The organism is Krasilnikovia sp. MM14-A1004, from assembly GCF_047159485.1.
Classification (GTDB): Bacteria; Actinomycetota; Actinomycetes; order Mycobacteriales; family Micromonosporaceae; genus Actinoplanes.
In genome coordinates this window covers 7,110,325-7,123,429 of record NZ_AP038773.1, presented here as the reverse complement: position 1 = coordinate 7,123,429, position 13,105 = coordinate 7,110,325, and the positions used below count along the sequence as shown (strand labels likewise).

Below are 13,105 nucleotides of genomic sequence, written 5' to 3'. Positions count from 1 at the left end.
ACGCTGCTCAGACCGGGGTGACGGCGTGGCGGCGGCGGGAGAACGTACGGTCCTTGCCGCGGGCGGCGTGGTACCGGCGGATCAGTTCGGCGCGCAGCTCGGCGGGCTCGACGATCGCGTCGATCACCAGCTCGCTGGCCAGGCGCATGATGTCGATGTCGCGCTCGTACTCGGCGCGCAGCTCGGCGACGTAGGCGGCGCGTTCCTCCTCGTCGACGATCGCGGCGATCTTGTTGGCGTACACCGCGTTGACGGCCGCCTCGGCGCCCATCACCGCGATCTTCGCGGTGGGCAGGGCGATCGTGGCGTCCGGTTCGAAGCCGGGCCCGGCCATCGCGTAGAGCCCGGCGCCGTAGGCCTTGCGGACCACGACACAGATCTTGGGTACGGTCGCCTCCGAGATCGCACTGATCATCTTCGCCCCGTGCCGGATGATCCCCTGCTTCTCGACGGCCGTGCCGACCATGAACCCCGGCACGTCAGTGAGGAACAGCAGCGGCACGTTGAACGCGTCGCAGAGCTGCACGAACCGGGTGGCCTTGTCGGCGGAGTCGACGAACAGCACCCCGCCCTTGAACATCGAGTTGTTGCCGACGATGCCGACGACCTCGCCGTTCATCCGGGCGAAGCCGACCGTCAGCTCCTTGGCCCACAGCGCCTGGATCTCCAGGAACGAGCCCTCGTCGACCAGGCCCTTGATGTAGCGGCGCATGTCGAACGCCTGCCGCTCGCTGGCCGGCACCAGCGCCGCGAGATCCACATTGGCCGGTTCGGACGCCTCAGCGGCGGGTGGCTGCTGCTCCCAGTTCGCCGGCAGGTACGACAGGTAGCGCCGGACGACATCCAGCGCGTCCTGCTCGGTCTTGCACAGGAAGTGGCCCACCCCCGATTCGGCGCAGTGCACCCGGGCCCCACCCATCGCTTCGAGCGTCGTCTTCTCGCCCGTGACCATCTCGACCATCCGGTCGGAGCCGAGGTACATGCTGGCGTTGCCCTCGACCATCGCCACCACGTCGCAGAACGCCGGGATGTACGCCCCACCGGCCGCGGACGGGCCGAACAGCGCGCAGACCTGCGGGATCGAGCCGGACGCCTTCACCTGGTTGTGGAAGATCTTGCCCGCGCCACGGCGGCCCGGGAACAGGTCGACCTGATCCGTGATTCGGGCCCCGGCCGAGTCGACCAGGTAGACCATGGGTACGCCGGTCGCGTACGCCCGCTCGATGATCCGGATGATCTTTTCGACCGTGCGGGCGCCCCAGGACCCGGCCTTGACGGTCGAGTCGTTGGCCATCACGCACACCTCGCGCCCGTCGATGCGGGCGTTGCCGGTGATCACGCCGTCGGCGGGCAGGCCGTCGGCGAGGGCGTTGGCGTACATGCCGTCCTCGACGAAGGAGCCCTCGTCGACCAGCAGCGCGATGCGCTCGCGGGCGAAGAGCTTGCCCTTGGCCGCGTTCGCCGCGTGGTAGCGCTCGGCGCCGCCGGCCGCCACCCGCTTGCGTACCTGAGCCAGGGCCTCACCGTCGATGGCCACGTCGTCCCCTTCCGATCCAACCTGAACGATCGTTAGGCTAGCGCATTTTGGGTGTGACGTCCAAGGCAGTCCAGGTCGGCACCGGTTGCAGGTCACTCGTGCGGTGATCTAGGTTCTGAGGCTCTTCACGGGGGAGGAGCGGCACGCGATGCGTGACATCGACGCAGCAGAGGACTGGCTGGATTCCTGGACGGCAGGGGTCAGCGCGCAGGCGGAACGCGCCGCCGCGCTGTCGCGGCGGGTCGCCGCGCTGACCGGGACCGCGACGAGCGCGGACGGATCGGTCAAGATCACCGTCGGAGCGTCCGGTCAGGTGGAGAAATTCGAACTCGACGACCGGGTGCAACGGCTACCCGGCGCGGAGCTGGCCCGCCAGCTCACCGCGGTGATGCGGGCCGCACAGGCGAAGGTCGCCGCCCAGGTGGCCGTCGAAGTGCAGGAGACGGTGGGGGCGGACAGCGAGACCGGCCGCGCGGTCATCCAGTCGTACGAGGCGCGCTTCCCCCAACCGGACGACGAGGCCGGGAACGGTGCCGCCGATGAGCGCTGACGGGCTCGTTCAGTTCCCGATCGATGTCGTGCTGCGGCATGCCGGCGAGGTGACTCAGGTGTCCGAGGCGATGCGCACCGCGCAGTCCGCGGTGCACCAGGTGTCGATGGACAGCCAGGCCTACGGGGTGATCTGCCAGTTCCTGCCCGCGCTGCTGACCCCGGTCTTCGACCTGGGCGTCGACGCGCTGCGCGGAAGCGTCGAGGCGTTGCAGGAGACCGCGGCGGGACTGCGCGGCGCGGCAGCGGACACCGAGGCCACCGACGCGGGTAACGCCCGCGCGATCGGTGCCGCGGGCCGGTCGCCGGGTTCGGCGCTGGAACTGCCGTTGTGACCAACCCTCTGGTAGCGCAATCGCAGAGTTCGACGACGTGGTACACCGGCCTCGGCCTGGTCGAGGACGCGGCCGACGTCGCCAACGGCATCAAGAACGACAGTTGGGTCGACGGCACGCTCGGCGGAGTCGGCGGCAGCCTCGACACGCTCGGTCTGATGATCGACCCGATCGGGACACTGGTGTCGTGGGGCGTGTCGTGGCTGATGGAGCACGTCAAGCCGCTCAAGGACGCGTTGGACTGGCTGGCCGGAAACCCGGACGAGATCTCCGCGCACGCCGCGACGTGGGAGAACGTCGCCAAGTACACGGCCGATACGCGCGCCCAGTACGCCGAGGCGGTCAAGCCGGGGACCGCGTCGTGGCTGGGCGCCTCGGGCGACGCGTACCGGGAGCACGCCGGGACGCACCTGTCGGTGATGGAGGGCATCTCCAACGCGGCGCACGGCATCTCGTACGCGGTGCAGGGTGCGGGCCTTCTGGTCGGTCTGGTCCGGGGCATCGTGCGGGACCTCATCGCCGAGTTCATCGGCACGCTCGCGGCCCGGCTGCCGCAGTGGCTGGCCGAGGAGGGGGTGACCCTGGGCCTCGCGACCCCGGTGGTGGTCGGGCAGGTCGCGGCGCTGGTCGCCAAGTGGGTCAACAAGATCCAGCATTTCGTACGGGCGCTGATCAACAGCCTGCGCAAGCTGACGCCGATGCTGCACCGGCTCGGGGAGATCTTCACGGGGCTGAAGAACCTGCTCAACAAGCTTTCCCGCGCCAACCCGCTGGGAGGCGGCAAGGGCGGGCGCGGGGCACGCGGGGGCAAAGGTTCGAGCGGGTCCGGCGGGCCCGGGTCGGGTGGTGGCGGTGGGGGCGGCGGCCCCGGCAAGGGGCACTTCGGCAATGACGCCCTGCGCGACGGGCCGCCGTTCGACGAGGAATACGACTCGATCCTGGCGAGCATGGACCTGAACCGGGCGGACCATGACGCGCTGCGCTTGTCCGCGGCTGACGACCTGACCGACCCTCAACGGAAGGAAGTCATCGACGTCCGCGACCGGATGACCGTAAATAACGGTCAGGTCATGACGAAGGTGCTCCATCCAGACTCCGCACATGCCTACCTGGACAACCTGCCCAGTCTGAACGGCAAGCCGTTCAATCCTGACGAGGTTGGTGGGTTCGTCGCGCGAGGCAAGGACGTCGCGGACCTCCGCACGCCATCGCAGCTGCGAGACGGCCTCGCGCTGGACGACAAGGGCGCAGGCTGGACCCCGATCAAGGAGGATGCCGACCATGCGCTCCAACTGCGGTACCAGCAGCCGCGCGATGAGGCACCGCCGATTCCGTACGGTGGCCGCGACGAAGCTGTGGCGGAGCACATGAAGAACCTCAGCGGCAACGAACGGCCCGTCCAAGGCAAAGACCCGTTCTTGGGCACGGGCTACACCGCAGGAAGCGGGATCCCCGAGTTTCTTCCCCATGGGACACAACTCACCGGGCGGGCCGAGATCTGGAAGATCAATCGGGACGGCACTGAAAGCCTTGTCGGAGTGTTCGACAAGGATACGAAACAGTGGACGAGGATTGCCCAATGAGTGAGCGCGTGAAATTTCCGAGAGACGCGGTTGCGGTCTGGCGCGGTAAAGATTTCCGACTGATCAGCTGTGGCGGTGTCGGGCGGGTGCGGGACTTCCTCGTCGCCTTGCATCCGGGTGGACCCGCCCCGGAAGGCCTCGTTTACGACGAGGAACTGGAAGGCTATGGCACGCCGATCGACATATCAGATCTAGACGCCTGGTACCGGCCGCGTTGGACCTTCACCTGGCGCGGCAAGGAGTTCTACGCCCTCAGCCGTCGGGGGGACATGGTCGAAGGCGTGTTGTACGGCCAGGATCCATGGGCAGCCGCCAATGGGGTGGACGTTATCGAGCGTGGGGTCGCACAGGGTGCATTCCCGCTCAGCGAGGTCGAGGACCTGCACGAGACGCGTGAGGATCTGCTGGCCAACTGGAAGGCTCGGCAGAAGAGGGAACGTGACAAGGCTGAACTGGAGCGGGGGCAGGGGCAGTGACGGCATTTCTGGGGCAGCGATCGGCAGACGACCCGCGTAAGCCTTCCGGGCTCGGGCCTGCCACGTCGGTGGAGAAGGTGCTGCTGCCCAGCGTCGCGGACCTGCACCTCGGCAACGTCTCCGTGCCCGGTCGCTTCGAGTCGCACCGCACCGGCGGGTTCGTGACCCGGATGCAGGACGTCACCGCGCGGACCGCCGAGGAGATCGCCGCCAGCCACGGCGTCGACCTGATCGAGGGCTGGCCGCGCGGCGGGCCGCTCTACCTGCTGCGCTTCTCGGCCGGCTGGCCGGGCCTGTTCGTCACGACGTTCGGCGGCCAGACGCCGGAGGGCGCGGCCCGGATGGGCGGCAGCCCCGCCGTGTATCCGGCACCGTTCCTCGGCACCGGGTACACCCCGTACCAGGCGGCGCCCGTGCCGGAGTACTTCCTGTTCCTCGCGGACCTGCCCGCGGGCGCCCAGATTCACCGCGTCGACCCCGACGGCGAGCAGACCGTCGTCGGCCACTACCTGCACCGCCGCCTCGGCTGGCTGCCCGTTGCCGGGCCCGCCTTCGGCCCCGCACGCTGGTGGCGGCCGCCGGCGCCCGCCTACTCCCGCATCCACCGCGGCCTGTACGTCACGCATCAGGGCGCCGAGTACGAAGCCGACTTCGGCCCCGGTCCGTGCCAGTACACGCTGCATGCTGTGCCGGGGCAGCCGCCCGCCGAGGGGTTCGCGGAGCAGCACGGCGCCTGGACGAAGGTCGTCGAGGACGTGCAGTGCGATCGTGCCGTCTACACGCGACAGCTGGCGACCTGGCGCGGCGCACCGTTCGAGGTCGTGGACACCGGCGGCGACAACGTCGTGCTGAACTTCCTCGGCGAGAATTACCAGACCGCAGCCGACCTCGGGCTCATCGAGGTGGACTACCGCATGTGGCGGACGGTGGCCCGCGCCGCCGACCTGACCGACGCCCGTGAGGAAGCGACAGAGATCCGGCCGCAGGGCATGTTCGGCAAGTAGCGCGGGCGCAACGTCAGACCAGACGGGTACGCGGCCCCGCCCGCAGCACGCCCGACGGCAACGTCTTGCCGAGCAGGTCCTCGGCCAGTTCCGCGACCGTGATCAGGTTGTCCAGGTCGATGCCGGTGTCGATGCCCATGTCGTGCAGCATGTGCACCACTTCCTCGGTGGCCACGTTTCCGGACGCCCCCGGCGCGTACGGGCAGCCGCCGATGCCGCCCACGCTGGCGTCGAACTCGGTCACCCCGAGTTCCAGCGCGGTCAGGATGTTCGCCAGCCCCGTACCCCGGGTGTTGTGGAAGTGCAGCAGGTCAGGGCGTACCTCGGAAAGCAGGTCGCGGACCCGGCGCGGCGTACCCATGCCGGTGGTGTCGCCGAACGCGATGCGGTCCGCGCCGTCGGCGCGGACCCGCTCGACGATCGACGCCACCCGCTTCGGGTCGATGTCGCCCTCGAACGGGCAACCGAAGCTGGTCGCGACGATCACTTCCAGCGTCGCCCCGGCGTCGTGCACCAGCGGGATCAGCGCGCCGATGTCGTCCAGGGACTCCTCTGTCGAGCGGTTGAGGTTGCGCCGGTTGTGGGTGTCGCTGGCCGAGACCACGACCTCGATCTCTGTGAAACCGGCGGCGATGGCCCGCTGCGCGCCCCGGGTGTTCGGGATCAGCGCGGAGTAGCGCACGTCGGGGTTGTGCCAGGCGCGCGCCCACACCTCGTCGGCGTCGGCCATCTGCGGGATGGCCTTCGGGTGCACGAACGACACCGCCTCGATCCGGCGGACGCCGGTGCCGGACAGCGCGTCGATCAGCCGCACCTTCGCGTCGGTGGGGATCGGCGCCTCGTTCTGCAGCCCGTCGCGCGGGGCCACCTCGCGGATCGAAACGCTGGTCATATGCCACCTCGCATGGACTCGCGGCCCTCGTTGCGCTCGGTGCACTCGCTCATGCGGAGCCTCACCTCATCCGGGAGACGATGCCGGTGTCGTAGTCGCCGCCGAGGAACTCGTCGTTCTCCAGCAGCTCGGCGAAGAACGGCAGGTTGTTCTTCGGGCCGACGATCTCGAACCCGGCCACGGCGGCGCGGGCCTTGGCGATGGCGTCCGCGCGATCCGTGCCGTGCACGATCAGCTTGGCCATCAGCGAGTCGTAGAACGGCGTGACAGTGGTGTCGGCCGCGTACCCGGAGTCGACGCGGACGCCGTCGCCGGTCGGCTCGACCCAGGTGGTGACCTTGCCGGGGCCGGGCAGGAACCGCTTCGGGTCCTCCGCGTTGATCCGCAGCTCGATCGCGTGGCCGGTCGTGGTCAGCGCATCAGGGTCGAACGTCGGCGCCTCGCCCGAGGCGATCCGCAACTGCTCCTCGACCAGGTCGAGCCCGTGGATCAGCTCGGTGATCGGGTGCTCGACCTGCAGGCGCGTGTTCATCTCCAGGAAGAAGAACTCGCCCGTGGCCGGGTCCAGCAGGCACTCGACCGTCCCGGCGTTGCGGTAGCCGACCGCCTCGCCCGCCTTGACCGCCGCCGCGAGGAAGCGCGCACGCAGCTCCGGGCTCACCGCCGGGGACGGGGCCTCCTCCACCAGCTTCTGGTTGCGGCGCTGCACGGAGCACTCGCGCTCGCTCAGCGCCACGACCCGGCCGTCGGCGAGGCCGAGGATCTGCACCTCGACGTGGCGTACCCGGGGGAAGTAGCGCTCGATGAGCACAGAGCCGTCGCCGAACATGCGCTCGGCGAAGCCGCGCACCTTTTCGTACTCCGTGCGCAATCCGGCCTCGTCGTTCGCGACCGCCATGCCCATGCCGCCGCCGCCCGCCGCGGCCTTGACCATCACCGGGAAGCCGATCGTGGTGGCGGCCTCCAAAGCAGCCTCGACCGTGGCGGCCGGGTCCTGCGTGCCGGGTGCGACCGGCACGCCCGCGGCGGCCATCAGATTCCGGGCATTGATCTTGTCGCCCATCGCGGTGATCGCGTCCGCGGACGGTCCGACCCAGATCAGGCCGTTCTCCTCGACGGTACGGGCGAAGTCCGCGTTCTCGCTCAGGAAGCCGTAGCCGGGGTGGATGGCCCGCGCGCCCGTCGACTTGGCCGCCGCGAGGATCGCCTCGGTGTTGCGGTAGCTCTGGGCCGGGTTCGCCGGTCCCACACACACCGCCTCGTCGGCTTCCAGGACGAACGGCATCCCGGCGTCCGCCTCGGAGTGGACCGCGATCGCCCGGATCCCCAGCCGCTTGGCGGTGCGGATGATCCGGCGGGCGATCTCGCCCCGGTTGGCGACGAGCAAAGACTCGATCATGGTGCTCTTTCTGCTGGAGTTGGCGGTGGGGTGGGCCGTTGAGCCGGTCAGTGGCCGAGCAGGGCGTGGCCGGTGGCCTCGCGCAGCAGGGCGGCCCGGCGCTGGCGGTCGACCTCGCCGCCGAGGAAGGGCGTCGAGTTCATCAGGCCGAAGGCCGAGTGGGCCAGCACGCGGCGCTCTCCGGCGTCCAGGTCGGGGCGCAGCTCGCCGAGGACGGTGACCCACTCCTCGACGTACAGGCGCTGGAGGCGGCGGATCTGGCGGCGCGGCTCGTCCGGCAGCCGGTCCAGCTCGTGCAGGTGCAGCGCGATGACGGCCGGGTTGGCCAGCGCGAAGTCGACGTGGAAGTCGATCAGGTCGGCCAGCGCCGCCGGGGCGTCGCCGTTGTGCCGGGACACCCGGGACTTGCCGCCGCTGAGCAGGTTCTCGCTGACCGGGACGAGCGCGGCGACCAGCATGGCCTCCTTGCCCGCGAAGTGGTGATAGAGGGCCGGGCCGGTCACGCCCGCGGCGGAGCCGATGTCGTCCATCGACACACCGTGGTAGCCGCGGGACGCGAATAGCCCCACGGCGATCTCCAGGATCTCCTCGCGGCGTGAGCGCCGCCGGGGCGCGGGAGCCGTCGTCCGCTGCTGCTGGTCTACCGTCACCCGGAAACTTTAACCCGCTGTCAAGCCTTTCCCTGAACGACCGTTCAGCGACCTAGGCGCCGTCGCGCTCGCGCAGTTCCGCGGCCTCCTCCGTTCGGCCCAGCGACTCCAACGCCTCGGCCAGCAGGCCCGCGATGTGCCTGCGACGCTTCGTGCCCGCGTACGTCCAGGCCAGCGCGTGGTGGAGCTGCTCGGCCGCCTCCTTCAGGAGGCCGCAGCGCAGCATCGCCTCGCCGAGCAGGCCCGCCACCTCGTTGCCCGCCGGCTGCCCGGCGGCGCTGGTCACCCGATCCGGTAGACCTGTTGCGTACGACACAACCTCGGTGAACCGTCCCGCGGCGACCAGCAGGCGGGTGCCCTCCAGCCCGAGGTGGGCGCGTTCCCGGAGGTACGCCGGCCTGACTGCCAGGTGGGGATCCAGGTCGGCATGCCGTTGCGCGGCCGCCAGCCGGGCCTCGTCGCCCGCCTCGACATCGCCGGCCCGGCACAGCGACATCAGCCGTCGACGCAGCGCGTACAGCTCATCGAGGTGGTTGCCCGCCGCGCGAGCGGCCTCGGCGGCGGCACCGAACCGTTGCGCGGCCTCGGCGTCCCTGCCCTCCCGGTCCAGCAGGTCTCCGACGGTCCGCAGAACCTCGGCCTGCATGTCCGGACGGTTCGCCGCGCCGTAGCGACGCGCCAGGTCGTCGTACCTGTCCACCGCATAGTGGGGTGCACCGACCGACACGTACAGGCCCGCGATCAGGAACCGGACACGATCCGGATCCTGGCCGTTGAGCACGGCGAGGGTCTCCTCGGCGACCTCGCCGTCGTCCACGAGACGCCGGGTCGCCCGGAACGCCTCCACCAGCCCCGCCCGCGCAAGCGCCCCGGCCTCGGCCAAGCCGCCCTCGACGGACAGGACTGCCGCCTTGAGGAACTCGTCCATCGCCCGGAAGGTCTGCTCCCGCTCCAGGGCGGCGCGGCCCCGACCGAGCAGCTCGTCCACCGCCGCGTGGGCGGCGCCGAGCGCGACCACCTCCGCGTACACGGTCTCGGCCACGGCGCAGTCGTCCGCGACCCGGAGCAGGATCCGGCCCGCCGCGACGGCCCGGGCACGCGGCCCGTGGGTCCGGTAGAACTCCGCACCCGCGCGGGCGGCAGCGACCGCCTCCGCGTTGCGGTGGAAGCCGGTCAGCAGGTCACCGCGGCGAAGCGCGTACCGGGCCGCCAGCCGGGCGTCGCCCAGCTCGGCGGCGAGCGCTTCGGCCCGCTCCTGTGCGGTCACCGCCTGGTTGGGGTCCTCGGCCGCCAGGTACGCGAGCGCCAGCCGAGCCTGCGCCACGGCCCGCTGACGGAGATCGCCCTGGTCGTCCTGGAACGCGATGTCGGCGCCGATCATGGTCAGCGCCGCCTCCTCGTCACCGGCGAAGGCCCGCATGACTCCCGCGGCGCCGACGGCCGCGGCCGCCCGGCCCGGCGCACCCGCCTCCCGGAACAGCCGTTCCGCTTCGGTCAGCGCGGCCAGCGCACCCGCCACCGGCTCTGCCGGCGGAAGCTCGATCCACGCGCCGTAGTACGAGTCGAACAGCTCCGGGAGGAGCGCGGTCTCGGTGATCGCCGCGGCCAGCGCGAGGCGACGCGCACGGGCCAGCGGGCCGGGGTCACCGGAGCCGAACCGGCGGTCGTACGCGGCCAGCACCTCGGTGAGGGCGGCGTCATGCTCCTGCCCCATCACCGACTCCGCCAAGTCGAGCAACTCGTCCGCGGTGGCGTCGGCCGGGATCGTCGGCAGGGGCGGGTCCGACGGCAGCGTGAGGGCTATGTCAGCTTCTCCTTCGTGCGCAGTTCCGCCGCGTCCTCCGTCCGGCCGAGCGCCTCCAGCGCCTCGACCACCAGGCGCGCCATGCGCTTGCGGCCCTTCGTGCCCGCGGACTTCCAGCGCATCGCCACGCGCAGGTGCTCCTCCGCCTCGTCCGGGCGGCCGGCCCGCAGCAGCGCCTCACCCAGCAGGCCCGCGGCCTCGGCGGCGTCCGTCTGCCCGCCGACGCTGCGCAGCCGGTCCGGCACGTCCTTTCCGTACGACACGGCCTCGGCGTACCGTTCCGCGTCGATCAGCAGCCGGATGCCCTCGATGCCGAGCCGGCCGTGTTCCCGGATGTACGCCGGGTTTGCCGCCAGCTCGGGATCCAGCTCGGCGTGCCGCTGCTCGGCCAGCAGCCGGGTCCGTTCGCCCGCCTCCAGATCGTCGTCGTAGTACAGCGACTTCAGCTGCCGACGCAGCGCGTACAGCTCGTCCATGTGATTGCCCGCCTCGCGGGCGGCGTCGGCGGCGGCACCGAACCGGACCGCGGCCTCGCCGTCCCGATCCGCCTTGTACAGCATGATCCCGGCGGTCTTCAGGACGTCGGACTGCATGGCCGGAGAGCCCGCCTCGGCGTAGCGCCGCGCCAGGTCCTCGAACCGGTCCACCGCCTCGTCGATCGCGCCCAGCTCCCCGTAGAGCTCCGCGATCAGGAACCGCGCGCGGTCGGCGGTGTCGGTGTCGCCCAGCCGGTCGAGCATCGCCAGCGCTTCCTCGGCGACCTCGGCGCCCTCCGCGTAGCGCTCGGCCGCCTGGTACGCCTCCGCCAGCTCCACGCGCGCGGACGCCCCGGCCGCGTCCAGTCCACGTTCGGCGCAGAGGGCGACCGCCTCGACGAAGTCGTCCACCGCGGCGTCGTACCGCTCCTGTTCGAGCCGGGCGCGGCCCCGGCCGAGCCGGGCGTCCAGCGCGGCGGCGGTGGCGCCGAGCGCGATGACCTGCCCGTACGCGGCCTCGGCGGCGTCCTCGTCGGCGCCCACCAGCCGGGCGAGGTTCATGCCCGCCCTGGCGGCGCGCTCGCGTGGCCCGTGGGTGCGGTAGAACGCCACGCCCTCGCGGGCGGCGGCGATGGCGTCGTCGTCGCGCCCCAGCGCGGCCAGCAGGTCGGCGCGGCGCAGTGCGTACCGGGCCACCGTCCGCGGGTCGTCCAGTTCGGCGGCGAGCGCGTCGGCCCGCTCCTGCGCGGCCAGCGCCGCGGCACCGTCGCCCGCCGCGGCCTGCGCGGTGGCGAGCCGGGCCAGCGCGGCGGCCCGCTCGCGCAGGTCGCCCTCGTCGTCCTGGAACGCGATGTCGGCGCCGATCAGGGCGAGGCCCGCGGCCACCTCACCGGCGAACACCCGCAGGACACCCGCGACACCTGCCGCCGTGGCCGCCCGACCGCGCGCGCCTGCCTGCTGGAACAGCCGTTCCGCCTCGGTCACCGCGGCCAGGGCGCCGGCCACGTCCTCGGGCGCCCGGCGCTCGGTGGCGGCCAGCATCAGGCGGCGGGCGCGGGCCAGGGCACCCGGATCCGCGGCACCGAACCTGCGGTCGTACTCGGTCATCAGGTCGGCGAGGGCGGTGTCGCGCTCCTGCCGCTGCAGCGCCTCCGCCGCGTCGAGCAGCTCGTCCGGGCCCGCGGCGGCCGGGATCGCCGGCACGGGCGAATCGGCCGGAAGCACCGGTTGCGCCACCCCGGATTCCGGCGCCTGCGGCGTCCCGGTGGCCGGGCGGCGGCGGGCGAGCGGGGACAGCGGGAACGGCTCGGCGAACGGCTCGGCGCCCAGGACGGCGGCGATCCGTGTGCTCTGCGCGGTGGTGCCGTTGCGGGCGTCCAACTTGGCGGCGACCTCTGTCGCGTGCCGCGCCAGCACCTCGGCCAGCCGGGCCGCGGGCAGTTCGCCGTGGGCCTGGCGGCGCACCGCCGCGTCGCCGTGCCCCAGCGCGCCCAGCCGGCGCAGCAACAGTGCCCCGGCGGCCGCGAACCGCATGCCTTCCGCGGGCGACGGCGCCCGGTCCAGCCAGTCGATGTGCCGCTGCAGGATCTCCAGACCCCGGTGCTCGTTGCCGGAACGGGCACACAGGAAGATGTGGTCGCCGATCTGCCCGAGATCGGCCAGATTGGAGCGCATCAACCGGTACGCCCGACGGTGCGCCTCGGCCGCCGTCTCCAGCCGCCCGGTCGCCACGTACGAGGGCAGCAGCGCGGTCAGGATCTTCTGCGGCTGTTCGGAACAGTCCAGCTCCCCGGCGAGGACCGATTCCGCGAGCGCCACGGCGTCCTCGTGCCGTCCCCGGCCGGACAGATACCGCACCTGATCCGTCGGGTCGCACCCCGCACAGTCGCTCAGCTTGTCGCGGGGCGTGGTGCCCCACCGCTCGTACCACTGGTCGGCCGCGGACTCGTCACCCACGTGCGTGGCGACCAGGTAGCGGTGCTTGTGGACAGCCTGCAGGCTGGCTCCGCGCTCGCGGTAGCGGCGCTCCATGTCGTCCAGAACCGCGTACGTCCGGCTCAGCGGGATCTCCGGGAACCTGGTCAGGGCCACGACCATGTCCTTGAAGTACCAGAGCAGCGTGTGCTGGTACTTCTTGTGGTACGGCTGCGGATCACGGTCATAGTCGCTCAGGCACCAGGAGAAGGTGACGAACGACTTCGCCGGCTCGCCGCCGTACACATAGGCCTGTGTCGCCTTGAGCCGAGCCGCGAAGGCCAGCCCCCGGTCGCCGGACGCGTCCGCATGCGGCACCACCTGCTCGAAGAGCGCGATCTGCGCCGCGCCGAACGGCATGTTGTGGGCCTCGTCGAGCAGGTCCCACAGTTCCTTGACCGTCTTCATGCCGAGCTCCCTGTCCGA

Annotated in this window: 11 protein-coding genes; 5 read left to right on the top strand and 6 right to left on the bottom strand. The window is 71.5% G+C overall.

Annotation, left to right across the window (positions count from 1 at the left end; genetic code table 11):
• Positions 1 to 7: 7 nt before the first annotated feature.
• Positions 8 to 1,537 (bottom strand): acyl-CoA carboxylase subunit beta, encoded by a 1,530-nt coding sequence (locus ACMCNN_RS31185; protein WP_412744022.1) that lies wholly within the window; start codon positions 1,535 to 1,537, stop codon positions 8 to 10.
• A 148-nt stretch (positions 1,538 to 1,685) separates the two neighbouring features.
• On the opposite strand from ACMCNN_RS31185, the gene ACMCNN_RS31180 reads away from it, so the two are divergent.
• The 5 genes from ACMCNN_RS31180 to ACMCNN_RS31160 are packed head-to-tail and all read left to right on the top strand — an operon-like array spanning position 1,686 to position 5,484.
• Complete coding sequence (locus ACMCNN_RS31180; RefSeq protein ID WP_412744021.1) at positions 1,686 to 2,087, top strand: YbaB/EbfC family nucleoid-associated protein; 402 nt, start codon at positions 1,686 to 1,688, stop codon at positions 2,085 to 2,087.
• Entirely contained in the window at positions 2,077 to 2,421 is a 345-nt protein-coding gene (locus ACMCNN_RS31175; RefSeq protein ID WP_412744020.1) for a type VII secretion target, read from the top strand. Before ACMCNN_RS31180 ends, ACMCNN_RS31175 begins: the two co-directional genes overlap by 11 nt.
• Positions 2,418 to 4,004 (top strand): WXG100 family type VII secretion target, encoded by a 1,587-nt coding sequence (locus tag ACMCNN_RS31170; protein ID WP_412744019.1) that lies wholly within the window; start codon positions 2,418 to 2,420, stop codon positions 4,002 to 4,004. Before ACMCNN_RS31175 ends, ACMCNN_RS31170 begins: the two co-directional genes overlap by 4 nt.
• The gene (locus ACMCNN_RS31165; RefSeq protein ID WP_412744018.1) at positions 4,001 to 4,480 is read left to right on the top strand and encodes a hypothetical protein; all 480 of its coding nucleotides are present in this window, start codon (positions 4,001 to 4,003) and stop codon (positions 4,478 to 4,480) included. Before ACMCNN_RS31170 ends, ACMCNN_RS31165 begins: the two co-directional genes overlap by 4 nt.
• Positions 4,477 to 5,484 carry a hypothetical protein gene (locus tag ACMCNN_RS31160; protein ID WP_412744017.1) on the top strand — a complete coding sequence of 336 codons (1,008 nt, stop codon included), beginning with the start codon at positions 4,477 to 4,479 and terminating at the stop codon, positions 5,482 to 5,484. The genes ACMCNN_RS31165 and ACMCNN_RS31160 overlap by 4 nt, the downstream gene beginning before the upstream one ends.
• Before the next feature lie 13 nt (positions 5,485 to 5,497).
• Here ACMCNN_RS31160 and ACMCNN_RS31155 read toward each other — a convergent pair whose 3' ends face one another.
• The 5 genes from ACMCNN_RS31155 to ACMCNN_RS31135 all read right to left on the bottom strand — a co-directional run bounded on the left by ACMCNN_RS31155 (position 5,498) and on the right by ACMCNN_RS31135 (position 13,087).
• A complete protein-coding gene (locus ACMCNN_RS31155) occupies positions 5,498 to 6,376 on the bottom strand; it encodes a hydroxymethylglutaryl-CoA lyase (RefSeq protein ID WP_412744016.1) in 879 nt (292 codons plus the stop codon).
• A 61-nt stretch (positions 6,377 to 6,437) separates the two neighbouring features.
• On the bottom strand, positions 6,438 to 7,775 hold the full coding sequence (locus tag ACMCNN_RS31150) for an acetyl/propionyl/methylcrotonyl-CoA carboxylase subunit alpha (protein ID WP_412744015.1): 1,338 nt from the start codon (positions 7,773 to 7,775) through the stop codon (positions 6,438 to 6,440).
• 47 nt (positions 7,776 to 7,822) lie between these two features.
• Positions 7,823 to 8,425: a TetR/AcrR family transcriptional regulator gene (locus ACMCNN_RS31145; RefSeq protein WP_412744014.1), complete on the bottom strand. Its 603-nt coding sequence runs from the start codon at positions 8,423 to 8,425 to the stop codon at positions 7,823 to 7,825.
• Between the two features lie 52 nt (positions 8,426 to 8,477).
• Positions 8,478 to 10,139, bottom strand: coding sequence for a hypothetical protein (locus tag ACMCNN_RS31140; RefSeq protein ID WP_412744013.1), 1,662 nt, complete (start codon positions 10,137 to 10,139; stop codon positions 8,478 to 8,480).
• An 86-nt stretch (positions 10,140 to 10,225) separates the two neighbouring features.
• Complete coding sequence (locus ACMCNN_RS31135) at positions 10,226 to 13,087, bottom strand: tetratricopeptide repeat protein (protein WP_412744012.1); 2,862 nt, start codon at positions 13,085 to 13,087, stop codon at positions 10,226 to 10,228.
• Between the last annotated feature and the right edge of the window lie 18 nt (positions 13,088 to 13,105).